22 protein-coding genes are annotated in these 22,544 nt (G+C 73.7%); 6 read left to right on the top strand and 16 right to left on the bottom strand.

Annotated features, from left to right (window positions below; genetic code table 11):
• Positions 1-175: 175 nt before the first annotated feature.
• From ACFYZA_RS01715 to ACFYZA_RS01730, 4 genes are all read right to left on the bottom strand, one after another.
• The gene (locus tag ACFYZA_RS01715; RefSeq protein ID WP_388486258.1) at positions 176-1,489 is read right to left on the bottom strand and encodes an ROK family protein; all 1,314 of its coding nucleotides are present in this window, start codon (positions 1,487-1,489) and stop codon (positions 176-178) included.
• A gap of 152 nt (positions 1,490-1,641) precedes the next feature.
• Positions 1,642-2,106, bottom strand: a complete 465-nt coding sequence (locus tag ACFYZA_RS01720) for an NUDIX domain-containing protein (RefSeq protein WP_388486261.1) — start codon at positions 2,104-2,106, stop codon at positions 1,642-1,644.
• Positions 2,107-2,190: 84 nt separating this feature from the next.
• Positions 2,191-2,634, bottom strand: coding sequence for a VOC family protein (locus ACFYZA_RS01725; protein ID WP_388486263.1), 444 nt, complete (start codon positions 2,632-2,634; stop codon positions 2,191-2,193).
• A gap of 29 nt (positions 2,635-2,663) precedes the next feature.
• Entirely contained in the window at positions 2,664-3,467 is an 804-nt protein-coding gene (locus ACFYZA_RS01730; RefSeq protein ID WP_388486265.1) for a GNAT family N-acetyltransferase, read from the bottom strand.
• A 482-nt stretch (positions 3,468-3,949) separates the two neighbouring features.
• On the opposite strand from ACFYZA_RS01730, the gene lysA reads away from it, so the two are divergent.
• Positions 3,950-5,290: a diaminopimelate decarboxylase gene (gene lysA / locus ACFYZA_RS01735; protein ID WP_382587605.1), complete on the top strand. Its 1,341-nt coding sequence runs from the start codon at positions 3,950-3,952 to the stop codon at positions 5,288-5,290.
• 41 nt (positions 5,291-5,331) lie between these two features.
• Here lysA and ACFYZA_RS01740 read toward each other — a convergent pair whose 3' ends face one another.
• The 3 genes from ACFYZA_RS01740 to ACFYZA_RS01750 all read right to left on the bottom strand — a co-directional run bounded on the left by ACFYZA_RS01740 (position 5,332) and on the right by ACFYZA_RS01750 (position 9,791).
• Positions 5,332-7,242, bottom strand: a complete 1,911-nt coding sequence (locus ACFYZA_RS01740) for an NAD-binding protein (protein ID WP_388486267.1) — start codon at positions 7,240-7,242, stop codon at positions 5,332-5,334.
• 81 nt (positions 7,243-7,323) lie between these two features.
• A complete protein-coding gene (locus ACFYZA_RS01745) occupies positions 7,324-8,658 on the bottom strand; it encodes a uracil-xanthine permease family protein (RefSeq protein WP_388486268.1) in 1,335 nt (444 codons plus the stop codon).
• Positions 8,655-9,791 (bottom strand): aryl-sulfate sulfotransferase, encoded by a 1,137-nt coding sequence (locus tag ACFYZA_RS01750; protein ID WP_388486270.1) that lies wholly within the window; start codon positions 9,789-9,791, stop codon positions 8,655-8,657. Before ACFYZA_RS01750 ends, ACFYZA_RS01745 begins: the two co-directional genes overlap by 4 nt.
• Positions 9,792-9,927: 136 nt before the next feature.
• On the opposite strand from ACFYZA_RS01750, the gene ACFYZA_RS01755 reads away from it, so the two are divergent.
• Entirely contained in the window at positions 9,928-10,491 is a 564-nt protein-coding gene (locus ACFYZA_RS01755; protein WP_382587597.1) for a helix-turn-helix domain-containing protein, read from the top strand.
• A 40-nt stretch (positions 10,492-10,531) separates the two neighbouring features.
• Here the strand turns inward: ACFYZA_RS01755 and ACFYZA_RS01760 are convergent, their stop codons facing one another.
• From ACFYZA_RS01760 to ACFYZA_RS01795, 8 genes are all read right to left on the bottom strand, one after another.
• Positions 10,532-10,966 carry a MarR family winged helix-turn-helix transcriptional regulator gene (locus tag ACFYZA_RS01760; protein WP_382587594.1) on the bottom strand — a complete coding sequence of 145 codons (435 nt, stop codon included), beginning with the start codon at positions 10,964-10,966 and terminating at the stop codon, positions 10,532-10,534.
• 155 nt (positions 10,967-11,121) lie between these two features.
• Positions 11,122-11,667 (bottom strand): PadR family transcriptional regulator, encoded by a 546-nt coding sequence (locus ACFYZA_RS01765; RefSeq protein WP_382587592.1) that lies wholly within the window; start codon positions 11,665-11,667, stop codon positions 11,122-11,124.
• A 57-nt stretch (positions 11,668-11,724) separates the two neighbouring features.
• The gene (locus ACFYZA_RS01770; protein WP_388486273.1) at positions 11,725-13,746 is read right to left on the bottom strand and encodes an FAD-dependent oxidoreductase; all 2,022 of its coding nucleotides are present in this window, start codon (positions 13,744-13,746) and stop codon (positions 11,725-11,727) included.
• Positions 13,747-14,139: 393 nt separating this feature from the next.
• Entirely contained in the window at positions 14,140-14,553 is a 414-nt protein-coding gene (locus tag ACFYZA_RS01775) for a PTS-dependent dihydroxyacetone kinase phosphotransferase subunit DhaM (protein WP_388486275.1), read from the bottom strand.
• Positions 14,550-15,146, bottom strand: a complete 597-nt coding sequence (dhaL, locus tag ACFYZA_RS01780; protein WP_388486277.1) for a dihydroxyacetone kinase subunit DhaL — start codon at positions 15,144-15,146, stop codon at positions 14,550-14,552. The genes ACFYZA_RS01775 and dhaL overlap by 4 nt, the downstream gene beginning before the upstream one ends.
• Positions 15,147-15,166: 20 nt before the next feature.
• Positions 15,167-16,159, bottom strand: coding sequence for a dihydroxyacetone kinase subunit DhaK (gene dhaK, locus ACFYZA_RS01785; RefSeq protein WP_388487947.1), 993 nt, complete (start codon positions 16,157-16,159; stop codon positions 15,167-15,169).
• Between the two features lie 108 nt (positions 16,160-16,267).
• Positions 16,268-16,516, bottom strand: a complete 249-nt coding sequence (locus tag ACFYZA_RS01790) for a type B 50S ribosomal protein L31 (protein ID WP_382587581.1) — start codon at positions 16,514-16,516, stop codon at positions 16,268-16,270.
• A 19-nt stretch (positions 16,517-16,535) separates the two neighbouring features.
• Positions 16,536-17,054 (bottom strand): DUF5709 domain-containing protein, encoded by a 519-nt coding sequence (locus ACFYZA_RS01795; protein WP_382587578.1) that lies wholly within the window; start codon positions 17,052-17,054, stop codon positions 16,536-16,538.
• Between the two features lie 182 nt (positions 17,055-17,236).
• On the opposite strand from ACFYZA_RS01795, the gene ACFYZA_RS01800 reads away from it, so the two are divergent.
• Positions 17,237-18,193 carry a TIGR01777 family oxidoreductase gene (locus ACFYZA_RS01800; protein ID WP_388486279.1) on the top strand — a complete coding sequence of 319 codons (957 nt, stop codon included), beginning with the start codon at positions 17,237-17,239 and terminating at the stop codon, positions 18,191-18,193.
• On the opposite strand, the gene ACFYZA_RS01805 is transcribed toward ACFYZA_RS01800, so the two are convergent.
• Entirely contained in the window at positions 18,190-19,131 is a 942-nt protein-coding gene (locus tag ACFYZA_RS01805) for a tellurite resistance/C4-dicarboxylate transporter family protein (protein WP_388486281.1), read from the bottom strand. The genes ACFYZA_RS01800 and ACFYZA_RS01805 overlap by 4 nt on opposite strands.
• A 150-nt stretch (positions 19,132-19,281) precedes the next feature.
• On the opposite strand from ACFYZA_RS01805, the gene ACFYZA_RS01810 reads away from it, so the two are divergent.
• The 3 genes from ACFYZA_RS01810 to ACFYZA_RS01820 all read left to right on the top strand — a co-directional run bounded on the left by ACFYZA_RS01810 (position 19,282) and on the right by ACFYZA_RS01820 (position 22,544).
• Positions 19,282-20,409, top strand: coding sequence for a hypothetical protein (locus ACFYZA_RS01810; RefSeq protein WP_382587569.1), 1,128 nt, complete (start codon positions 19,282-19,284; stop codon positions 20,407-20,409).
• A gap of 146 nt (positions 20,410-20,555) precedes the next feature.
• Positions 20,556-20,933: a DUF488 domain-containing protein gene (locus ACFYZA_RS01815; protein WP_388486284.1), complete on the top strand. Its 378-nt coding sequence runs from the start codon at positions 20,556-20,558 to the stop codon at positions 20,931-20,933.
• A 51-nt stretch (positions 20,934-20,984) separates the two neighbouring features.
• Entirely contained in the window at positions 20,985-22,544 is a 1,560-nt protein-coding gene (locus ACFYZA_RS01820; protein WP_382587924.1) for a bifunctional phosphatase PAP2/diacylglycerol kinase family protein, read from the top strand.

The following is a 22,544-nucleotide window of genomic DNA, read 5'->3' on the forward strand; positions in this document are numbered from 1 at the left end:
CACGAAAAACCGCCCCGACGCAGGTCGGGGCGGTTTCGGATCATCACATGAAGGACTCGATTCAAACTGGTCGCACCCCCTATTAGATCCTGAAAGCCGGACTTATGGGAATGCCTGTTCCAAGCCCTTTTCAGTCGCACTCGGAGATCGACGGCGTGAATTGATCAGGGGCGGTTCAGCGGGCCGCCCTCTCCTCCACCGCGCTGCGCCAGCCCGCCTTTTCCGCGGGGATCTCCTGTTCGGTGGCGGGCGCGCGATGGCCGCCGCGGGCGAAGAAGCCGGCCAGCGGGAGGGTGGCCGCGCCCACGGTGACCGCGTCCGGGCCGAGCCGGCCGAGCCCGATGGTGACGCGCTCCGCCGGATGGCGCAGGGCGTAGGCGGTGGCATGCCGACGCACCGACTCCAGGATGTGCGGGCCGAGTTGGAGTCCGGCCCAGCCGCCGATGAGGATGCGCTCGGGGTTGTAGAGGTTGATCAGGTCGGACAGGCCCGCGCCCAGGTACTCGGCGGTCTCCTCGATCACCGCGAGGGCGACCGGACTCGCGGTGGCGCTCCGGTCCTTCGGGTACGCGGCGGCGAGCAGCGCCGTGACCGCCGTCTCCTCGCCGGTGTCGGGGGGCAGTTCGGCGCCGGCTTCGCGCCAGCGCTGGATGAGCGCCTCGGCGCCCGCGTACGCCTCCAGGCAGCCGAGCGCGCCGCACCGGCAGCGCCTGCCGCGTACGTGCACCGTGGTGTGGCCCCATTCGGCGGCGCTGCTGTGCGCGCCCCCGTAGATCGCGCCGCCCGAGACGATGCAGGCGCCGACGCCCGAGCCGAACAGGACGATCACCGCGTCGGAGGCGCCCCGGCCGCCGCCGAACCACAGCTCGGCCTGGCCGAGCGTCTTGGCGCCGTTCTCGATGAAGTAGCGTGTGTCCGGCGGCAGTTGGAGGCTTTCGCGCAGCAGGGACTCCAGCGGCACCGCGTCCCAGCCGATGGTCTGGCCGTGCACCACGGCCCCGTCGGGGGAGCTGCGGTCGACGATGCCCGGCACGCCCACCCCCACGCCGAGCAGCCGCGCCGGATCGAGTCCGCTCTCGCGCAGCACGGTGGCGACGCCCTCGCGGATGTGGCCCACGATGTGGTCGACGTCGTAGCCGCCCGCGTCCAACGACAGCTCGGCGCGGGCGAGTTCGCGCAGGACCAGGTCGAACAGCTCGACCCTGACCCGGGTCTCGCCGACGTCCACGCCGATGAGGTGGCCGCAGTCGGGGGCGACCCGGAGCAGGGTGCGGGGCCGTCCGCCGTCGGAGTCCACCACCCCGGCGTCCTCCAGGAGTCCGTCGGCGGCGAGTTCGGCGACGACGTTGCTGATGGATCCTGAACTCAGCCCGGTGGCGGGGCCGAGCGCCTGTCGGCTCATCGGTCCGTCGAAGTACAACCGCCGCAGTACCGCGCTGCGGTTGTCCCGGCGCAGGTCGCGGACGGTCCTTCTGTTCGGTGTGGCCATGTGGCTCCCTCCCTGCGTGCAACATACCGGTGCGAGAGCCCCTGCCGCGCCCTTGTCCCTGGTCTTAACTCATGCCCTAAATTAAGCCATGAGCTTGAGGGGCGTGAAGGAGGCCCGACTGGTGGGTTCCGGTTCGTGGGGGAGTACGTCCCTCAGGCCAGGTGTGCCATGAGGCGTTCCAGGAAGGCCTGCTGGCCCTGGATGAGCAGGGGGGCCGCCGCCTCGGGGGTCAGCCAGGCGAAGCGGTCCATCTCCGGGAACTCGCGCAGCGTGCCCGAGCCGCGCGGCCACTCCATGGTGAACGTCCCCGGCACCGCGTCCGCCGGATCCAGCTCCCCCTCCACCGCCCACACCGTCACGGTCTTGCCGGCGCGCTGCACGATCTCGCCCAGCGGCACCCACGTGCCCTCGGGTGCCGGCAGCCCGAACTCCTCCTCGAACTCGCGCCGGGCCGCAGCCTCGGGCGGCTCCTCGGGGCCGTACTCACCCTTGGGAACCGACCAGGACCCGGCGTCGCGCCCGGCGTGGAACGGGCCGCCCATGTGGCCGACCAGTACTTCGAGACCGTCCGCCGACCGGCGGTACAACAACAGCCCGGCGCTGCGCTTTCCTGCCATGCCGCCAGTGTGAGGGCCCGGCGCGCGCGGCGCCATGGGGCGGGGGCGTTGGCGGGGTGCCGGCTGATACGACGACCGCGCGTCCTAGGGCTGTAAGTCCCGGGCAGGGTCCTCCGGGCGGGCCCCGGGGCCGGAGTACTCGGAGCGCTTGGCCGACACGGCCAGCGTGAAGGAGTGGCCGGCCGGGTCGGCGTAGACACGTTCGTCGCGCGGCCCGTTGTTGTCCTTGGTGTCGACGGGCATCCCGCCGAGGGTGATCACCTCGCGCTCGGCGGCGTCCATGTCGCCGAGCGCCACGACGATCCTGAGGTGCGCCTGCTGGGAGTCCTCGGGGCGCGGCCAGCTCGGCGGCGCGTACCCGTGGTCGCGGCGGATCGCCAGATGGACGCCATTGCTGCCGATGACCTCGACGAAGTCCGGATTCTCGGCGACACGGGTCTCACCGCCGAGCAACTGGGCGTAGAACTCGGCGAGTTCGACGGGCTCGGCACAGTCCAGTACGAGGATGCTGGTCTTGGGTACGCTCATGCCGGACGAGTGCCCCCGCCGCGCCCCGCCTAACCGGCGCGGGCCGGGCCCCGGTGGCCGTCGGGCACGCGGCCGCCGTCCGCGACCGGGGCGCCGGTCGCGTAGTGGACGCACTCGCGCACCAGCCGGAATCCGGCCGTCCAGGCGAGCAGCCTGCTCGCCCGGTCGTGGCGGGAGCAGGTCCAGCTGGCCTCGCGTCCGCGCGTCGCGATGTCGCGGCTCAGCGCCAGCACGCAGTGCGGGGCCAGGCGTTGGTGGCGCCGGCCGGGTGCGCTGAGCACGGCGATGTCCTCGTAGGCGGCACCGCGGAAGTAGGTGCAGGCGAGCGCCAGGAGTCTCCCCTGGTGGAAGGCGCCCCAGGCGTGCCCGGACCGGCCGAGCCCCGAAGGGCCTCCCCAACTCGCGTGAATCCAGGCCGATTCGGCGGGAAGTGAGATCAGCGCGGGCGCGTCGGACGAGGTCAGCGGGCGGAACGTCACGGTGCGCGGCGGACGCGGGGGCGTCACCTGCCGCTGCTGTACGTAGACCATGCGCTCACGCGGCACCACCTGGTCGAAGGCCGCGCCGAGGACCGGCAGGAAGGGGGCGGGCGCGTCGACGTAGCGGTGGGCGAGCGGCGCGAGGTCCGCCGCGTCGAGCGCGTCCGGGTCCCCGCGCAGCAGTACATGACGGGCGCAGTCCAGGGCGAGCGCGCGCGGGCGCACGGCGCGGTCGGCCAGGGCGTGCCCGTTCCCGGTGGTCAGCACGTGCTCGGCCAGGGCGGACGGGCCCGGCTCGTCGGTCGCCAAACGGCTTACGTGCGTGGCGAGTTGGGGTAAGGGAAGTTCGATCACGTCGGGCTCCGTTCCGGCGGCGGGGATGTCGGGCCTCGGGTGGGGCGAGGGGCGAGGCCGGCTGGTGCGAGGCGCTGCGCAGTGCGGTGCGGCGAGCGCGGCGAGGTGCCTTTACTCGTGCTTTGCCGTGAGGAATGGGTACCCCGTGTGCGGCCAGGTAAGAGCGCGACCCCCCCAAGGCGGGCGCGCCGCCCCGGAGTGACAAGCAAAGCAGGCTCCCCGCGCCCCCGGCGTCAGCGTCGCGTCAGTGTGTGCCCGCTTCCCGTCAGCATCGCGTCAGGGCGCCGGGCGGCCGGGGCGCGCGGGCGTAGCGTCGCCGACGTGCCCCGGCCCGCCTCCCCGTGCCGGGGCCGCCCCACCCACCGCGCGGATCCTCCAGGAGGCTCCCATGGCACAGCCCGTCGGCGACGACGACCCGGAACCGGGCGGCCGCCCCGCCGACGGGCTCACCCGGTGGATCGGCTGACAAGGAGCACCTAGCCATGACCACCATGAACCTGCCGGCCACCGCCCCCGCCCACACCCCGGACGACCTGTCCGTGTGGCCGGCCTCCACCTCCCGGCTCGGCCACGGCGGCCTCGCGGTGGGCGCCGTCGCGCTCGCCGAGATCGCCGAACGCTTCGGCACCCCCGCCTATGTGCTGGACGAGGGCGAGGTGCGCGAGCGCTGCCGCACCTATCGCAGCGCGTTCCCCGAGGCCGAGGTGCTGTACGCCGCCAAGGCGTTCCTGTGCCGTGCCATGGCCCACTGGGTGGCGGACGAGGGGCTCGGCCTCGACGTGTGCTCGGCGGGCGAACTCGAACTCGCCGTCACGGCGGGCTTCCCGGCCGACCGGATCGTGCTGCACGGCAACGCCAAGTCCCCGCACGACATCGAGGCCGCGCTGCGCCTCGGCGTCGGCCGCATCGTCATCGACAGCCCCTCCGAGATCGCCCGGCTCGCCGCGGCGGTCGGCCCGGGCGGCCACCAGAAGGTGATGGTCCGGGTGGTGCCCGGCATCAGCGCGGGCGGCCACGACAAGATCCGTACCGGTACCGACGACCAGAAGTTCGGGCTCTCCCTCACCGACGGCCACGCCCAGCACGCCATCGCCCGCATCCTGGGCCAGCCGCAGCTCGAACTCACCGGACTGCACTGCCACTTGGGGTCGCAGATCACCACCGTCAAGCCCTATCTGTCGGCGGTGCGCCGCATGGTCGGCCTGATGGCCCGCATCCGCGACACCCACGGGGTGGTGCTGCCCGAGCTGGACATGGGCGGCGGTCACGGTGTCGCCTACCGGCCCGGCGAGGACGCGCTCGACATCACGGCGCTGGCCCGCCGGATGCGCGCCGAACTCGTCGAGAGCTGCGCGGCGGCCTCCCTCACGGTGCCCCGGCTGCTCGTCGAACCGGGCCGCGCGGTGGTGGGGCCCGCCGGCGTCGCGCTCTACCGCGTGCTCGCCGTGAAGCGCACCGGCGACAATCTCTTCGTCGCGGTCGACGGCGGCATGAGCGACAACCCGAGGCCCGCGCTCTACGGAGTGCGGTACGCGCCCCGGCTCATCGGGCGGGCCTCAACTGCCGCGCCCCGCAAGGCGACCGTCGTCGGGCGGCACTGCGAGGCGGGCGACGTCCTGGCGGCCGCGGTGGACCTGCCCGGCGACATCCACCCCGGCGATCTGCTCGCTGTACCGGTGGCCGGCGCCTACCAGCTGTCCATGGCCTCCGGCTACAACATGGTGGGCCGCCCTCCGGTGGTGGCGGTCGCGGACGGGCACGCCCGGCTGCTGGTGCGTCGGGAGTCGCTCGACGACTTCCGCAGCCGCGACATCGGGCTGTGAGCCGGCCCCGGGCCGGAACGGCACCGGGCCCTGAGGCGTCCTCACTGGGGACGCTGGGCCACTCGTGACGCGGGGCGGCGGCCGAGGAGTTCGGCCAGGCCCCGCCGGGTCGCGGCGAGCACCACCCGGTCCTCGGGCCGCAGCACATAGCCGGGCGGCACCTGCCACACCAGGTCGCCTGGGGAGCCGGCCCGGCCCCGGCGGGCGGCGCCCAGGTCGGGCACCCGGTCGGCGGGCGACGACGTGTCGAGCGCGAGCACCCGCCAGGCGCCCTCGCGGAACGCCTCCTCGACCGTGCGGCCCTCCAGCTGCGGATGGCCCGCCACATCGACGGCCGCGAAGAGCAGCACCTTGCGCTCCACCGGTATGGCGCCCAGGATCTGACGGCCCATCATGGCGCTGGCGAAGGCGGGCGCGGCCAGGTGCGAGACGCTGCGGCTGCGGGTGAGGGCTCCCGGATGGGCGGCGCGCAGGGTGCGGTGGACGGCGGTCGCGAAGTCGTCGTCGTAGAGCCGCATGACCACCCGCAGGTCGGGCTTGACCGAGCGGGCGTACAGGGCGGCTTCGAGGTTGGTGGTGTCCGAGCTGGTCAGGGCGAGCAGGGCGTGCGCCCGGTGGATGCGGGCCGATTCCAGGAGCCCTTCCTGGGTGACGTCGCCGATGACGGTGGGCACGCGGAGCCGCCTGGCGAGCGCTATGCCCCGGGCCTCGGGGTCGGCCTCCACGCACACGACGGGAATGTCGAGTTCGCGGAGCCGTACCAGGACCCGCGCGCCGATCTTGCCCATGCCGAGCAGCACCACGTGCCCCGAGAGTCCGCGCGGGGGGCGGGGCAGCGCGGAGGCGTTGCGGAAGGTGCCGAGGCCTTCGAGTACGGCGGCGACGAGGATCGGCAGAAGCAGCAACCCGACGAGCCCGGACAGGAGTTGGAGGATCTGGCGCCCAACGGGCTGGCCCTTGGCCGGGTCGTCGATGGCGAAGATGTCGAGCAGGGTGAGATAGGCGGCGTGCAGGGGGTCGGCGCCGGTGGTCAGACAGGTCGCGACGGCGAGCGCGAGCACGGAGGCGACGATCCCGGCGAGCGACCAGCGAAGGCGCCGGGAGAACAGCCTGCCGAGCGGCGCCCCCAGATCGGCGAAGCGGCCCGGTGGTTGAGCGGGCCCGGTGTAGGTGACGGTCTCCAGGACCACCCGGCCGCGGTGGCCTGCCTCGTCCATCGACCGTTCGTCCGGCAGCAGCCGGGGCCCCTCCGAGCCGCTGCGGTCCGAACCCTCCGCTCCGGCCGGGTCGTTGGTGGTCGACGAGAGGAGGGCCAGCGTGCACAGGCCCGGGTCGGTGACCTCGCCGGGGCGTGGCGGCGGGCGCTGCCCGGCCCGCAGCAGCACCCCGTCGGCGTGCACGACCTTGCTGGTGCCGGCGAGCGCGGTCGCGGCGAGGGCGGGCGCCGCGGTGTCGGCGTCGGACAGGACCGTGGTGGAGGCCTCCGGCGCGCCCGGGCCGAGGCCCGGTGTGGCGAGGGCGGCGGCCTGGTCGAGCAACTCCTGGAGATACTGGCCGAGTTTGCGGTTGTAGAGGCGGATGACGAGCCGGACGCGCGGATTGAGACGGCGGGCGATCAGGGCGGCCCGGATGTTCGTCTCGTCGTCGCGGTGGACCAGCGCGACGGCCGCGGCCTGCCCGATGCCGGCCTCCGTCAGGGTCTCGTCGTTGGGCTCGACCGCCTCCACGAGCCGGGTGTCCCCGCCCCCCTCGGGCCCGGGGACCGGGGTGCGGAGCACCACCGAGGACATGCGGCCGAACAGCGCGGAGGCGCGCGCCCGGCCACCGGCGGGGAGACGGGACGCGGGCGTCGTGTCGGCCGGCGGCACGACGAGGACCACCCGCTCCCCGTACACCTCGCGCAGTTCACCGGCGAGCCGGTGGGCCAGCGCGCCGTCCCCGCTGACGATCATGTGTCCGACGGGCGGCCTGGGCCGCGGCTGGGACGGAAGCGGCTGTTGAGGAAGTGAGGGCACACTCCAGACCTTGCCCCATCAGGTGGCACCGCGTCGACGGCCCGCCGGTTCGAGGCGCGCCGGGGCGGCAACTCCCCTGTCGGCGCGCGCCGTTGTGAACAGGGCGTGCAGCAGCACGGCGGCCAGGGTCCCGGCGACCACCCCGCTGCCCGCGACCGTGCGGACCCAGCCCGGGAATCCGTTGTAGAGGCCGGGGGCGAGCAGGGGCAGCAGGCCCACCGCCAACGCCAGTGCCGCGACGAGGGAGTGGGAGCGCTCGCCGAGCTCGGCGCGGGCGAGCATCTCCACGCCCATGACGGCGATGACCGCGTACACGACGAGCGCCGAGCCGCCGACGACCGCGGCGGGCAGCCCGGCGACCAGGCGGGAGAGCGGGGAGAGCAGCCCGGCGACGACCAGCAGGGCTCCGGCGGCAGCCGTCACATACCGGCTGCGCACCCCGGTGAGCCGGCCGATCCCGATGTTCTCGGAACTGGTCACCATCAGCGACGTACCGAAGAGCCCGCCGACGAGGGAGATGAGGGCGTCCGCGCGGGCCACTCCCGGCACGTCACGGCCGGGGTCGGGCACGCGGCCCGCCGTCTCGCTGCTCAGGACGGTCTGGCCGGTGATCTCGGCCAGCGTGGTGAGGCTGAACACCAGCAGCGGCAGGGCCGCCAGGGGGTCGAACTCCGGTGCTCCGTAAGGGAAGAGGCCCGGCAGCGAGAAGCCGGAGCCGGCGGCCGGGGTGAACGCGCCGAGCCCCGTGCTCACTGCCACGACCGTGCCCACCGCCATGCCGATCAGGACGGCCGTGCGCCGCCACACCCCGCGCAGCACGAGATGGGCCACGATCGTCGCGGCCACGGTCACCGTGGCGAGCAGCACCGCGCGCGGGGCGGCCGTGCCGCCGGGCCCGGTGATGAGCTGGGCCGCGACCTTGACCATGGAGATCCCGATCAGGAGCACGGTCACCCCCATCACCAGCGGCGGGAAGAGGCGCACCACCCGGGCGTACAGCGGCAGCACCGCGAGCAGCAGCGCGGCGGCGAGCAGCACCGAACCGCTCGCCACCGCCGGGCCGTGGTCGCGGGCGATCTGGAGGAACAGCGCGGCGGCCGCCCCGCCCGGCAGCATCACGAACGGCAGCCGCGCACCGAACTTCCAGACGCCGAGCGACTGGAGGAGCGACCCGGCGCCGCACAGCACGAGGACCGCGCTGAGCAGGGAGGCGGTCTGGGCAGGCGGCAGTCGCAGGGCGGTCGCGGTCAGGAAGACGGTGGAGACGGGGGCCGCGACCATGGCGAGCACGTGCTGGAGGGCGAGCGGCACGAGCCGCCCCAGCGGGACGCGCTCGTCGACCGGGGAGGTCATGGGCGGGCCTCCAGCCACGGCAGCTCCTCGGCGCTGTAGCGGTAGGCGCGGAACACCGCGTTCGGCTCGGCGGGGAAGAGCCGGCGCACCTCGGACTCCTCGTAACCGCCGAACTGCGGCACCACGAACTCCCAGCACAGATAGCCCTCTTGGGTCACCTCGAAGAGACGGCCCGCGGGCGAGTCGGTGATGAGCGTGTTGCCGCCCGGCAGCCTTTGTGCCGATCCCATGAACGGCGCGAAGAACGACTCCCGGGCCGGATCGTGGTACTCCCACACCACCGCGCGGCTCGCGCGCTCGATCTCGACGACGCGTGAGTACGGGACGTCGTGGCCCGGCCGGAACACGCCGTTGTCGAAGACGAGGATGTTGCCGTTCGCCAGCTCGGTCGGATGGTGCTGCTGGGAGACCGACCCGGGTTCGGTGCGCCACAGGATCTCGCCGGTCTCCCGGCTGATCACGACCACCGCGGACACGCTGCGCAGGCTGGCCAGGACGTTCCCGTCGGCGAGCGGGGTCACGCTGTTGATCAGCGGCCAGTGCTCGCGGGCGTAGTCGGGGTGCAGCGGGTACTCGGCCCGGTCGAGGTGGTCGGCGGCCCGCCAGGACCACAGCTCGGTGCCGTCGGGTCCGACCTCCTTGATGGTGTCGGCCCACACGGTGTCCCCCGCCGCCTCGGAGCCCTCGACCCCGCCGAGGACGGCGGCGGCCTCCGCGCCGCGCAGCGGTTCGAGCGCCGTGTAGAGGATGCGCCCGTCGTCGAGGTGGTGCGCGTCGTGGTGCTGGAGGGGATCGCGGTGCTCGCGCAGGACCGTGCCGTCCGGGGCGGCCTCCAGGAGCACGCCGCCCCGGTACTTGTGCCACATGGGGAACAGCGCCTCCTGGCCGGGCAGGACGCCGTTGTACGCCAGGTTCCCGTTGCCGAGGACGCGGGCGTGCCGCCCGGGCCGGTAGGGGAGGTGCCAGGTGTGCACGGACTCGCCGCGCAGGTCCACGAGATGCACCTCGCCGCCCCCGGTGAGCGGTGCGTAGAGCGTGAAGCCCGGGCAGGCCGCGCCCGGGTCGAGCGCGATGAGACCGGTGCCGCGGCGGCGGCGCTGGTTCTGGTCGACGACGGTCGGACGAGCGGTCACGACGACTCTCCTTCAAACTTTCTTTGATGACTTCAAACAGCTTCGAAGGTAGAGGCGTTGTGTGTCAGCGGTGTGACGGGAGTGCGAAACCGTTCCGGGCGCTGCGTAAGGTGATCCCCAGGGAGGGGTGATGCCGGTGAACGACGCAGGTGACAAGGGTGCGGGGCCACGCCTGGGCGGGGCGGTGCGCCGTCGGCGCCGGGCCCTGGAGCTCACGCTCGCGGCCGTCGCGGACCGCAGCGGCCTCTCCGTGCCGTTCCTCAGCCAGATCGAGAACGAACGGGCCCGCCCCAGCATGCGCTCCCTCCAGCGCATCGCGGACGCCCTGCACACCACCGCGGTGGAGCTGCTCGCCGCCGCCGACGCCACCGAACGCGCGGTCGACGTCGTGCGCGCCGCCGACGACGCGGGCCTGTCCCCGGACGCCGGGGTGCGTCCGCTGGTGCGGGGCCGTCATCAGATGCATGCCCTGGAGTTCACCGGGGAGCGCGCGGCGGACCGTGAATTCCTGCACCACAACGACGAGTTGATGTACGTGGCCGACGGTGCGGCCGAGGTCGAGGCGGAGGGCCGCGGCTACGCCCTGTCCAAGGGGGACACGCTCTACCTCACCGGCGGGGTGCGCCACCGCTGGCGGGCGACGCTGCCCGGCACCCGGGTCCTCGTCGTCGCCGTCTCCGACCACGTCGAGGGGGCGTGAGCGGGCGTCGGGGCCTGGGGGAGGGCGGTCGCGTCGGGGCTCAACTGCCGCCCTCGGCCCGGCTGTTGTAGCGCAGCAGATACTCCGCGAAGCGGTCCAGATCGGCCGGCTCCCAGTCGGCGAGGCGCTCGTGGAAGGCCTGGCGGCGCAGTACGGCGGCCTCGGCGAGCTTCGCGGTGCCCGCCGGGGTCAGCTGGAGCAGCTGGATGCGGTGGTCGTCGGGGTCGCTGATCCGCTCGACGAAGCCGAGCTTCTCCAGGGCGGCGATCTGCCGGCTGATCGTCGACTTGTCGAGCATGTAGTAGGCCGCCAGATCGGTCGCCCGGCAGCCCTGCTGGTCCTCCAGGTGGGAGAGCAGGGTGAACGAGACGAGCGAGAGCTCCGGGTGCATCCGGGCGGCGGCGGCCCGGGCGCGCCGGGCGAACGCGGTCAGCTCACGCTGGATGGTGACGACCGACTGGTCTCGGCTGAGCACGACTGATCCCCTTTCGTCTCCACGGATCGGTTGCAGAATACAACGCCACGGTGGATGCGCGGAACGCCACGCCGGGCGGGCCGCCCGCCTCGCCACCCCAGGGGCTCAGCCTCCTTCGTGGGCGGCTCAGCCCACGTCTCCGCGGGCGGCTCCGCCTACGTTCCTGCGGGCTCCTCGCCCAGGGTGTCGAGCGCCTCGGTCAGCCAGCCGATCCAGAACGTCTCCAGCTCGATGCCGCCGCGCAGCACCAGATGCCGCAGCCGGTCCCGCTCGCTGTCGCGCTCCGGCGGGAAGTCCTTCGTCTCGATCCCCTGATATGTCGTCAACTGTGCCCGGTGCAGGGCGAGATGACGCTCCAGCTCGGCGCGAAGACCGCCCGTTCCGATCACCGCCGCCGCCCGCATCCGCAGCAGCAGCGGGTCCCGCATCGGCTTCGGGTCCTGCCCGGCCGCCGCCCACGCGGCCAGCTCCGCACGGCCCCCGGGCAGCACCTCGTACTCCTTCTTCTGCCCCCGGGCCGGGGCGGCGGACGGCAGTGCCCGGATGAAGCCGGACTGCTCCAGCTTCGCCAGCTCGCGATAGATCTGCTGATGCGTGGCCGACCAGAAGTAGCCGATCGACTTGTCGAAGCGGCGCGTCAGCTCAAGGCCCGAGGAGGGCTTTTCGAGCAGTGCGGTCAAGATCGCATGGGGCAGGGACATGACCGCATCCTAGGTTCGGGCCGGCTCGGCGTCCGGCCCGGACCCGGCCCGGTCCCGTCAGAGCGTCGCGGCGAGCCGGGTGCCCTGGTCGATGGCGCGCTTGGCGTCCAGCTCGGCGGCCACGTCCGCGCCGCCGATCAGATGGACGGCCGCGCCGGCCGTGCTCAGCTCCTCGTACAGGCCGCGCCGCGACTCCTGGCCCGCACACAGCACGACCGTGTCGACGGGCAGCACGGTGGACTCGCCGTCCACGGTGATGTGCAGGCCCGCGTCGTCGATGCGGTCGTAGCGCACGCCCGGCACCATCGTCACGCCGCGGTGCTTGAGCTCGGTGCGGTGGATCCAGCCCGTCGTCTTGCCGAGGCCCGCGCCGACCTTCGACGTCTTGCGCTGGAGCAGGTGCACCTGGCGCGGCGGCTTGGGCCGCTCGGCCCGGCGCAGCCCGCCGCGCTCGCCGTAGGCGGTGTCGACGCCCCACTGCCGGAAGTACGTCTCGGCGTCCAGGCTCGCGGCGTCCCCGCCGTCGGTCAGGAACTCGGCGACGTCGAAGCCGATGCCGCCCGCGCCGACGACCGCGACCCGCTCGCCGACGGGCGCCCCGTCGCGCAGGACGTCGAGATAGGTCACCACGCTCGGGTGGTCCGAGCCCGGGATCTCGGGGGTGCGCGGGGTGACGCCGGTCGCGATCACGATCTCGTCCCAGCCGCCGGCGAGCAGGTCGTCGGCGCTCACCTCGGTGTTCAACTCGACGTCCACGCCGAGCAGTTCGAGCTGGGTGCGGTAGTAGCGCAGCGTCTCGTCGAACTCCTCCTTGCCGGGCACCCGCTTGGCGATGTTCAGCTGGCCGCCGATCCGGTCGGCCGCGTCGAACAGGGTGACGGCGTGACCGCGCCCGGCCGCCGACACGGCGAAGGCGAGACCGGCGGGCCCCGCGCCGACCACGGCCAGGCGCTTGCGCAGCCGGGTGGGGGACAGGACCAGCTCGGTCTCGTGGCAGGCGCGCGGGTTGACCAGGCAGGAGGTGATCTTCCCGCTGAAGGTGTGGTCCAGGCAGGCCTGGTTGCAGCCGATGCAGGTGTTGATGGTCTCGGGGCGGCCCGCGCGCGCCTTGGCGACGAACTCCGGGTCGGCGAGGAAGGGCCGCGCCATCGACACCATGTCCGCCCGGCCCTCGGCGAGCAACCGCTCGGCCACGTCGGGAGTGTTGATGCGGTTGCTGGTGATCAGCGGGATCGACACCGACCCCATGAGCTTCTTGGTCACCCAGGTGTAGGCGCCCCGGGGCACCGAGGTCGCGATGGTCGGGATGCGCGCCTCGTGCCAGCCGATGCCGGTGTTGATGATCGTCGCCCCGGCCGCCTCGACGGCCCGGGCGAGGGTGGCGACCTCGTCGAACGTGGAGCCGCCGGGAACCAGGTCCAGCATCGAGAGCCGGTAGATGATGATGAAGTCCGGGCCGACGCGCTCGCGCGTGCGGCGCACGATCTCGACCGGGAAGCGCATCCGGTTCTCGTACGAGCCGCCCCAGCGGTCGGTGCGGTGGTTGGTGGCGCCCGCGATGAACTCGTTGATCAGATAGCCCTCGGAGCCCATGATCTCGACGCCGTCGTACCCGGCGTCCTGGGCGAGTCCGGCCGCCCGCACGAAGTCCTCGACGGTCCCCTCGACCTCGTCGTCGCTCAACGCGTTCGGGACGAAGGGGCTGATGGGCGCCTGGAGCGCGCTGGGTGCGACCAGGTCCTCGTGGTAGGCGTACCGCCCGAAGTGCAGGATCTGCATCGCGATCCGGCCGCCCTCGCGGTGCACCGCGTCGGTGACCACCCGGTGCTGGGCGGCCTCCTCCCCGGTGGTCAGGCGGGCGCCGCCCGGGTAGGGCCGGCCCGCGTCGTTGGGGGCGATGCCGCCGGTGACCATGAGGCCGACCCCGCCGCGCGCCCGCTCGGCGTAGAACGCGGCCATCCGCTCGAAGCCGTTCTCGGCCTCTTCGAGACCGACGTGCATCGAGCCCATGAGAACCCGGTTGGGCAGCGTGGTGAACCCGAGGTCGAGGGGGCTCAGCAGATGGGGGTACGCGGTCATGGGGGCGCCTCCGGATGGGATGTCGTCGCCACCCGTTGTAGACCAGCGCACCCGGTTATGCAACAAGTTGCATAACAGTGAGGTGCCGCTCACACCCAGGGTGGCGGCCCCTCGGGGGCCAGCTGATGGACATCGAAGAGCACGGCGGCCTCCACACCCAGGGCCGGGCCCGAGGCGCGCGCGATCCAGGTCAGGAACCGGCGCGGGGCGAAGGCGTCGGCCTCCGCGCCGAGCCCCTTGGTGTACTCGGCGTGCGCCGCGGATGACCTCCGGCCGGAATGGCTCCGCCAACGGCCGACCGCACCGGGGCGGCCTCCGGGCCCGCACTCCCCGCCCGCCGGCCCTCACGCCGCCCGGTACCCGTACGCCTCACACCTTGCGGTACCCGTCGCCTCACACCTTGCGGTACCCGTACGCCTCCGCCGCCGCGGCCTGTACCGCGTCCAGGTCCGCCCCGGCCGAGGCGCTGACCACCGCGGCCACCGCGCCCTCCACGAACGGGGCGTCCAACAGCCTCGTTCCGTCCGGCAGTTCGTCTCCCTCGGCGAGCAGCGCCTTGACCGTGAGGACGGCGCTGCCCAGGTCGACGAGGACGGCCACGCCCGCACCCCGGTCCACGGACTCGGCCGCCCGCACGATGAGTTCCTCGCTGGTGCCGAGGCTCCCGTCGGGCAGCCCGCCCGCAGCCGCGACGGGCGCGGTGGCGCCGCCCGCGGCCAGGCCCCGGGCCAGCTCGGCGACGGCCGCCGCGACGGCCGCGCTGTGCGACACCAGGACCACCCCGACCAGCGGGCCCGGCGCGCTCACGCGGCGGCCTCGGCCAGCGCGCCGATCAGCAGTGCCGAGGAGGTCGCCCCGGGATCCTGATGGCCCACCGACCGTTCGCCGAGATAGCTGGCCCGCCCCTTGCGGGCGCGCAGCGGCACGGTCGCCAGGGCGCCCGAGTCGGCGGCTTCGGCCGCCGCCGCGAACGACTCGCCGAGCGCCTCGACGGCGGGCAGCAGCGCGTCCAGCATCGTCTTGTCCCCGGCCGCCGCGCCGCCCAGCTGCGCGACCGCCGCGACCCCGGCGCCGAGCGCCTCGGCCAGCTGCTCCCGGCTCACCTCGGCCGCGTCCCCGAGCGCCTTGCCGGTGCGGCGCAGGAGCGTCCCGTACAGCGGGCCCGAGGCGCCGCCGACCGTGGAGATCAACTGCCGCCCCGCGAGGGCGAGTACGGCTCCCGGGGTGTCCGGCGCCTCCTTGTCGAGCACCGCGGTCACGGCGTTGAAGCCGCGCTGCAGATTGGCCCCGTGGTCGGCGTCGCCGATCGCCGAGTCGAGGTCGGTCAGCCGGGCCGCCTCCCGGTCCACCGCGGCGGCGGTGGCGGACATCCAGCGGCGCGTGAAAGCGGCGTCGAGCACAAGCACTCCTTCGGGCATGGTCAGCAACCCCAGCGCAGGGCGGGCGTGTTGACGGGCGCGTCCCACAACCGCAGCAGCTCCTCGTCGGCCTGACACAGCGTCACCGAGCAGCCCGCCATGTCCAGGGAGGTCACGTAGTTCCCGACGAGCGTACGGGCGACCGGTACCCCGCGCTCCGCCAGCACCCGGTGCACCTCGGCGTTGAATCCGTACAGTTCGAGCAGGGGAGTGGCGCCCATCCCGTTGACCAGGAGCAGCACGGGACTGGTGGGCCGCAGATCGTCGAGGACGACCTGTACGGCATAGTCCGCGATCTCCCGCGAGGTCATCATCGCCCGCCGCTCGCGCCCCGGCTCGCCATGGATGCCCACCCCCAACTCCAGCTCACCCGGCGGGAGTTCGAAGGTGGGGCTGCCCTTGGCGGGGGTGGAACAGGCGGTCAGGGCCACCCCGAAGCTGCGCGCGTTCGCGTTCACCCGGCGCGCGATCGCCTCGACCCGCTCAAGGGGTGCGCCCTCCGCCGCGGCCGCCCCGGCGATCTTCTCGACGAACAGGGTCGCGCCGGTGCCGCGCCGCCCCGCCGTGTACAGGCTGTCGGTCACCGCGACGTCGTCGTCGACGAGCACCTTGGCGACCGCGACCCCCTCGTCCTCGGCCAGCTCGGCCGCCATGTCGAAGTTGAGGACGTCTCCGGTGTAGTTCTTGACGACGAACAGGACCCCGGCGCCGCCGTCCACGGCCGCCGCGGCCCGCACCATCTGGTCCGGCACGGGCGAGGTGAACACCTCGCCGGGGCATGCGGCGGAGAGCATCCCGGGCCCCACGAATCCCGCGTGCAGGGGCTCGTGCCCCGACCCGCCGCCGGACACGAGGGCCACCTGCCCGGCCACCGGCGCGTCCCGCCGGACGACCACGCGGTTCTCGACGTCGACCGTGAGTGAGGGATGCGCCGCGGCGATGCCGCGCAGCGCGTCCGCCACGACCGTCTCGGGCACATTGATGAGCATGTTCACCAGGACCTCCAGGGCGAGGCGTGCGGAGTGTGACCACCCCAGTATCACGCGACGCACCCTGCCGGTGCGGGGCCGGTCAGGGGCGCCGGGGCCGCCGGACCTGCGAGGTCACTCCTTGCCCTCGTACCGGCGCTCGAAGCGGGCGATCCGCCCCTCCGTGTCCACCGTCCTGGCCCGGCCGGTGTAGAACGGGTGGCTCTCCGCGGAGATCTCCACGTCGATGACCGGGTAGGTGTTGCCGTCGTCCCAGTCGATCGTCTCCTCGCTCGTCGCGGTCGACCGGGTCAGGAAGGCGAATCCGGCCGCCCGGTCACGGAAGACGACCGGCTGGTACGAGGGCTGCTTGTCGCGTCGCATGGGTGCTCCGGGGTGTCGGTCAGCGGTTCTCGCCGGACTGGCGGGTGCCGGCGGGGTCCTCGTATCCGTCGAGGTACTCGGTGTCGTCCTCGTCGACGATGTGCATGGCCGCCTCCTCCGCCGACGCGGCGGCGCCGTCGATGCCCACGTCGGTGGCGAGCATCCGGGTCTCGTCGTCGGGGTGGGCGCCCTCGTCCGGGGCCACCAGGCGTCCGGCGCGGGCGCCGCCGACCTCGTTGTCGCGCGGCTCGCCGTCGGTGTCCCAGGTGTCGCCCATGCCGTCGCCGTCGGCCGCCGACACCTCGGCGACCTCGTCGGACAGGCGCTGCTCCAGGCTGTCGCCGCGCAGCCGCTCGGCGGCCGTCACGCCCGGGCGCTCCACGGCCCAGGGGCGCTCCGGCGGGGAGTAGCCCACGTCCAGGGGGTCCTGGGGGCCGTCGTCCAGGGTGTCCTCGGCGCCCAGGATGCCCTCGTCGTCCTGTACCTCGGATCCGTCGGGCTGATAGACCTCGTCCCCCCACGCCTCACTGTCGACCACGGCTACCTCCTGGGTTGCGGCCGCCGGCTCGCACGCCGCGCGGTCCGATCCGGCAGCCGTTCCCAGTCTCGGCCCGCCCGGACCCCGGGACCACCGCAGACGAGCCACCCGGGTGATCATCGGGCTGCTTTGAACGCGTTCAATTCGATGCGCTAGGGTCGCTTCCACATCGAGGGGGCGCAATGAAGATAGTGATTCCCGGCGGAACCGGGCAGGTCGGAGCGATCCTGGACCGCGCGCTGACGGCCGCCGGCCACGACGTCGTGATCCTCACCCGCCGGCCGCGCCGCGAGCGCGAGGTGGGCTGGGACGGCGAGACGCCGGGTGCGTGGGGGGACGTCGTCGACGGCAGCGACGTCGTCATCAACCTGGCCGGCCGCAGCGTGAACTGCCGCTACACCGAGGCCAACCTGCGCGCCATGATGGACTCGCGGGTGCGCTCGGCCCGGGTCGTGGGCGACGCGATCGAGGCCGCCGCGCGACCGCCGAAGCTCTGGCTCCAGATGAGCACCGCCACCGTGTACGCCCACCGCTTCGACGCGGCCAACGACGAGGCGGACGGAGTCGTCGGCGGCGCCGAGCCGGACGTGCCCGGCTACTGGGGGTTCAGCGTCGAGATCGCCAAGGCCTGGGAGGCGGCCCAGGAGCAGGTCCGCACGCCGAGGACCCGCAAGGTCGCGCTGCGCTCCGCGATGGTGATGAGCCCGGACCGCGCGGGCGTCTTCGACGTGCTCCTGAAGCTGGTCCGGCTGGGCCTCGGCGGGCCGGTCGCGGGCGGCGCCCAGTACGTGTCCTGGATCCACGACCACGACTTCGTCCGGGCGGTGGAGTTCCTCGTCGAGCGCGAGGACCTGACCGGACCGGTGAACCTCGCCGCGCCCGTTCCGCTGCCGCAGCGCGACTTCATGCGGGCCCTGCGCGCCGCACGGGGCGTCCCGGTGGGGCTGCCCGCGACGAAGTGGATGGCCGAACTCGGCGCGTTCGCCCTGCGCTCGGACACCGAACTGCTCCTCAAGAGCCGCCGCGTGGTGCCCGGCCGCCTCCTCGACGCGGGTTTCGCCTTCGGGCATCCCGAGTGGGCCGGGGCCGCCGACGACCTGGTCCGGCGGTCGCGTGCCGAGCGTCGGAGGGTCAACTAGCCGTTTTCGTACGGCAGTTGGGATCGCGCGAATCCGGCGAGCACGAGCAGCCAGGCCGCCACCGCGATCCACAGCACGACCTCGCCGAGCGTGTGCAGCGCGCCGATACCGGTGGCCGCCGACGTGAACAGCGCGGCGGCCGCCGTCATGCCGAGCGGAAAGACCGTGGACCAGCGTCTGATGTCGTAGCGCGGGCGCGGCCGGTACACCTCGGCCGCGAGCAGCACCGCGCACGCGGCGAGATTGAGGCCGAGCAGCACGAGCGCGGCCGTGCGCAGGGCCGTGTGCGCGGCGCCGGTCCACAGGGGGGAGAGGGTCAGCTTCGACGCGTTGAGCGCCGAGATGGCCAGGGCCCCTCCGGCGATCCACTGGTCGCCCGCCCCCTCCCGCACCTCGCGGAAGTCGAACCGGACGAGCGCCTCGCCGTACAGGACGAGGCCGAGGCCGAACGCCACGAGCGCGGCCCACCCCAGCCACGCGGCCCCGTCGGCCAGGGACAGCGTCGCGGCGAGCACGCCGAGGCCCTGGGTGGCCACGCACACCAGGAAGGCCGCGCCGGGCATGCGGCGCTGCCAGTGGCGCACGACGGCGGTCAGCAGTACCGGCCAGAGCGCGGTGGCCAGCGCGAGCAGGGCCGCAGCCGGCGTCTGCCAGCCCAGGGCGGAGAGCCGGGTGCCGAGCACCGTGGTCGCCGCGACGGCGGTGAGCGCGGGCGGGGTGTCGGCCTCCCCCGACCAGCGGGCCCGGTTGCCGAGGAACCGTGCGAGGAAGTCCCCGGCGAGCAGCAGCCACAGCGCGCCCGCGAGCACGAGCCCCACCCGGGAGAGCGCCTCGTGGCCGGTCAGATGCAGCCCGATGGAGATGATCGCGGTGGCCATCACGGCGGCTCCGGCCGCCGGGGGCAGCTCCGCCCACCACGGGTTCACCTGGCGGTCCATGGCCCCATCTCAGCGCGGCCGGGTCCCGCTCGCCACCGTGGTGGCTTCCCCGAGGAGATGCTTGTATAGTACAACTCATAGGAGTTGTAAAAGCCAACCATTGGGTTCGCGGCCGCTTCCGGCCGCGGGTCCGATCAGAAGGGTCCTGTCATGTCCGGAGGCCACAAGGCCGGTCGGGTCACCGCGCCGGGCGACGTGCGTACGGCGCCGTCGAACCCCGCGCTGCGACACGTCCTCACGCATCTGATCACCCCGCTGCTGATGTGCCTCGGCATGGGACTCGCCTACCTGGGCGCCTTCGCCACCCCCGAGCCGCACCACCTGCCGGTCGCGGTCGTGGGAGCGGGCCCCGAGGCGAAGGTGTTCGCGCAGACGCTGAAGGACAAGGCCGGCGACCAGCTCGACGTCCGCACCCTCGCCGACCGCGCGACCGCCGTCCACCAGCTCAAGGACCGGGACATCTCCGGCGCCTACGTCCTGGACGCGAAGGCCCCCGAACTCGTCGTCGCCTCGGCCGGGTCCGACATGAGCGCCACCGCCGTCGAGAAGGTCTTCACCCCGGCGGCCACCGCCCAGGGCGTCCCCCTCAAGGTCACCGACGTCGTCCCGCCGGTCCCCGGCGACCCGACGGGATCGGGCATCTTCTTCCTGCTCATCGCCGTGAGCATCGGCTCGTACGCCTCCGTCGCCGTCCTCGGCGCGGCCGGAGCCGGGCTCTCGCAGCGGACCCGGGCGGCCCTCGTGGCCGGGGTCTCCTTCGTGGTCTCCCTGATCGGGGCCGCCTTCGCGGGACCGCTGTTCCACCTCGTCGACCACGGCCTGTGGGGCGTGTGGGCGATGTCCTGGCTGTACTCGGCGGGCATCCTCTTCCTCGGCGCCGGACTGCACACCTTCCTCAAGCGCTGGACCACGCTCGCCGTGATGGTGCTCTTCGTGATGCTCAACTTCACCAGCTCCGGCGGCCTGTTCCGGCCCGAGCTGCAGAACGGCTTCTTCGGCAGCCTGCACGCCTTCTGGAACGGCGCCGGGCTCGTCGAGGGAATCCGCGACCTGGTCTACTTCGGCGGCCACGGCCTCGGCCGCGATGTGTGGGTCCTCGCCGCCTGGCTGCTCCTCGGCATGGCCGTGACGGCGATCGCGGGCGCGGTCGAACGCCGCCGGGCCCCGGCGGGGGCGGCCGCCCCCGCCGCGCCCCAGGAGACGGCCCCCGCCGCGCTACCGGCGGAATCCGCCGAAGAGGAGGAGGAAGAGGAGATCGAGGAAACCGTCGGCGTCTGACGCGCTCGTCTCGCGACGGGGCGGTCCGGCCGAGCCGGGCCGCCCCGCGCGTTCGCCGTGGACCTCTCCCGCCGGTCGCGGAACCCCTCGGCCGTTGACAGGGTTGGACGGTCGACAGCCGTGCGGAGCGAGAGCCGGGAGACACGATGCCGAGCAGCAGAGAACCGCGGGTCCGCCGCGTCTACGACCCGCCCGAGGAGGCCGACGGCGTACGCGTCCTGGTCGACCGGCTCTGGCCCAGAGGCCTGTCCAAGGAGCGTGCGGCCGTCGACGAGTGGCCCAAGGACGTCACCCCCTCGACGGAACTGCGCCGCTGGTACCACGAGGACCGCACCCGCTTCGCCGCCTTCCAGGAGCGCTACGAGGCCGAACTGGCAGGACCCGAGCAGACCCGGGCCCTCGACCGCCTCTCCGCACTCGCCGAGGGCCACGCCCTGACCCTGGTCACCGCCGTGCGGGACATCGACCACAGCCATGTGCCGACACTGCTCGCGGTCCTCGGGCGGAGCTGCCCGTCCGGGTGAACCCGGCGGGCGGCCGCTCGCCATCCGGGCTAGGCAGGAGGCATGTCACCGATGTCACGGATGGGGACCATCGACCGCCGCTGGTTCGAGCGGGTGGCGACCATGCGGCTCGCCGGCGCCGATCAGGTGCTGCCCCGGCTGAGCCACGCGGCCAACCACGGCAAGCTGTGGTTCGCCGCGGCCGGCGTACTCGCGGTGGCCGGCGGCCCCACCGCCCGCAGGGCCGCCCGGCGCGGGATCGGCGCCCTGGCGCTGGCCTCGCTCACCACCAACACCGTCGCCAAGTACGCGACCCGGCGCCGGCGTCCGGTCATCGACGCGGTGCCGCTGGTGCGCCGCCTCGCGAAGGCGCCGGGCACCACCTCGTTCCCCTCCGGGCACTCCGCGTCCGCCGCCGCCTTCGCCGCCGGTGTGGCCCTGGAATCCAGCCGCTACGGGGCGCTGGTCGCCCCGCTCGCCGCCGCCGTGGCGTTCTCCCGCGTCTACGTCGGCGTCCACTACCCGGGCGACGTCCTGGCCGGGTGCGCGCTCGGCGTGGCCGCGGCCGCCGTCACCTGTTACTGGTGGCCGCCCCGGCCCCACCCCCCGCACCCGCTGCACACCCGCGCCGCGGCGCCCACGCTGGCACGCGGCGAGGGGCTGGTGGTGGTCGTCAACTCCGGCTCCGGCAAAGGGGTTCCGGGCCGGCTGCCCGCCCAGGACCATCTGCGGCTGCTGCTGCCCAAGGCCGAGATCGTCGAACTCGGCCCGGACGACGACCTCGGCGAGCTCCTCGACGAAGCCGTCGCGCGCGCCGGGCAGCTCGACCGGGTGCTCGGGGTGTGCGGCGGCGACGGCACCGTCAACGCCGCCTGCGAACGCGCCGCCCGCGAGGGCCTCGCCCTCGCGGTGTTCCCCGGCGGCACCTTCAACCACTTCGCCCTCGACGCGGGCGTCTCCGCCTTCGAGGACACCGCGTACGCCCTCGAACACGGCGAGGCGATCCGGGTCGACCTGGCCCGGGTCCGCGACGGTTCGGGCCAGGACGTGACCGCGTTCGTCAACACGTTCAGCATCGGCCTCTACCCCGATCTGGTACGGCTGCGCGAAAGCATGGAGGGCCGGATCGGCAAGTGGCCGGCCGCCGCGATCGCGCTGGTGAGGGTGTTGCGCACCGCCGCCCCCCTCCGCCTCCAGGTCGACGGCCGCCCACGGGCACTGTGGCTGCTGTTCGCGGGCAACGGGCACTACCAGCCCGAAGGGCTCGCCCCCTCGCACCGGCCCCGCCTCGACGAGGGCCTTCTGGACGTGCGGACGGTCGACGCCGACGCGCGGCTCGCCCGCACCCGGCTCGTCGTCTCCGCGCTGGCCGGGGCGCTGCGCCGCTCCCACGTCTACCGGGGCGAGCGTGTGAGGTCGGTCCGGCTCACCGGCCTCGAAGGCGTCAACTCCCTCGCCTACGACGGGGAGACCGCGCCGGCGCCGGACGCCCTGCTCCTCGACAAGGCGGACCGGGTGCTCGTCGTCTACAGCCCCGCCGAGCCCCAGGACGAACTCGCCCAGCGGGCCCGCACCGCCACGGCCGCCATCGCCGCCGGGGCCACCGCGATCCGGGCGGGATCCCGGCCTTGA

It is taken from the genome of Streptomyces sp. NPDC001828 (assembly GCF_042892175.1).
Taxonomy (GTDB): Bacteria; Actinomycetota; Actinomycetes; order Streptomycetales; family Streptomycetaceae; genus Streptomyces.

What these genes read in the sequence shown, in the direction of transcription:
- ACFYZA_RS01740 (WP_388486267.1), bottom strand. Translation starts at nt 7,242, where the DNA reads ATGATCGTCAGCGGGGACGGCGCGCTGGCCCACCGGCTCGCCGGTGAA.
- ACFYZA_RS01815 (WP_388486284.1), top strand. Translation starts at nt 20,556, where the DNA reads ATGCCGAGCAGCAGAGAACCGCGGGTCCGCCGCGTCTACGACCCGCCC.
- ACFYZA_RS01810 (WP_382587569.1), top strand. Translation starts at nt 19,282, where the DNA reads ATGTCCGGAGGCCACAAGGCCGGTCGGGTCACCGCGCCGGGCGACGTG.
- ACFYZA_RS01725 (WP_388486263.1), bottom strand. Translation starts at nt 2,634, where the DNA reads ATGAGCGTACCCAAGACCAGCATCCTCGTACTGGACTGTGCCGAGCCC.
- ACFYZA_RS01820 (WP_382587924.1), top strand. Translation starts at nt 20,985, where the DNA reads ATGTCACGGATGGGGACCATCGACCGCCGCTGGTTCGAGCGGGTGGCG.
- ACFYZA_RS01805 (WP_388486281.1), bottom strand. Translation starts at nt 19,131, where the DNA reads ATGGACCGCCAGGTGAACCCGTGGTGGGCGGAGCTGCCCCCGGCGGCC.
- ACFYZA_RS01720 (WP_388486261.1), bottom strand. Translation starts at nt 2,106, where the DNA reads ATGGCAGGAAAGCGCAGCGCCGGGCTGTTGTTGTACCGCCGGTCGGCG.
- ACFYZA_RS01715 (WP_388486258.1), bottom strand. Translation starts at nt 1,489, where the DNA reads ATGGCCACACCGAACAGAAGGACCGTCCGCGACCTGCGCCGGGACAAC.
- ACFYZA_RS01770 (WP_388486273.1), bottom strand. Translation starts at nt 13,746, where the DNA reads ATGACCGCGTACCCCCATCTGCTGAGCCCCCTCGACCTCGGGTTCACC.
- ACFYZA_RS01800 (WP_388486279.1), top strand. Translation starts at nt 17,237, where the DNA reads ATGAAGATAGTGATTCCCGGCGGAACCGGGCAGGTCGGAGCGATCCTG.
- ACFYZA_RS01790 (WP_382587581.1), bottom strand. Translation starts at nt 16,516, where the DNA reads ATGCGACGCGACAAGCAGCCCTCGTACCAGCCGGTCGTCTTCCGTGAC.
- ACFYZA_RS01745 (WP_388486268.1), bottom strand. Translation starts at nt 8,658, where the DNA reads ATGACCTCCCCGGTCGACGAGCGCGTCCCGCTGGGGCGGCTCGTGCCG.
- lysA (WP_382587605.1), top strand. Translation starts at nt 3,950, where the DNA reads ATGACCACCATGAACCTGCCGGCCACCGCCCCCGCCCACACCCCGGAC.
- ACFYZA_RS01765 (WP_382587592.1), bottom strand. Translation starts at nt 11,667, where the DNA reads ATGTCCCTGCCCCATGCGATCTTGACCGCACTGCTCGAAAAGCCCTCC.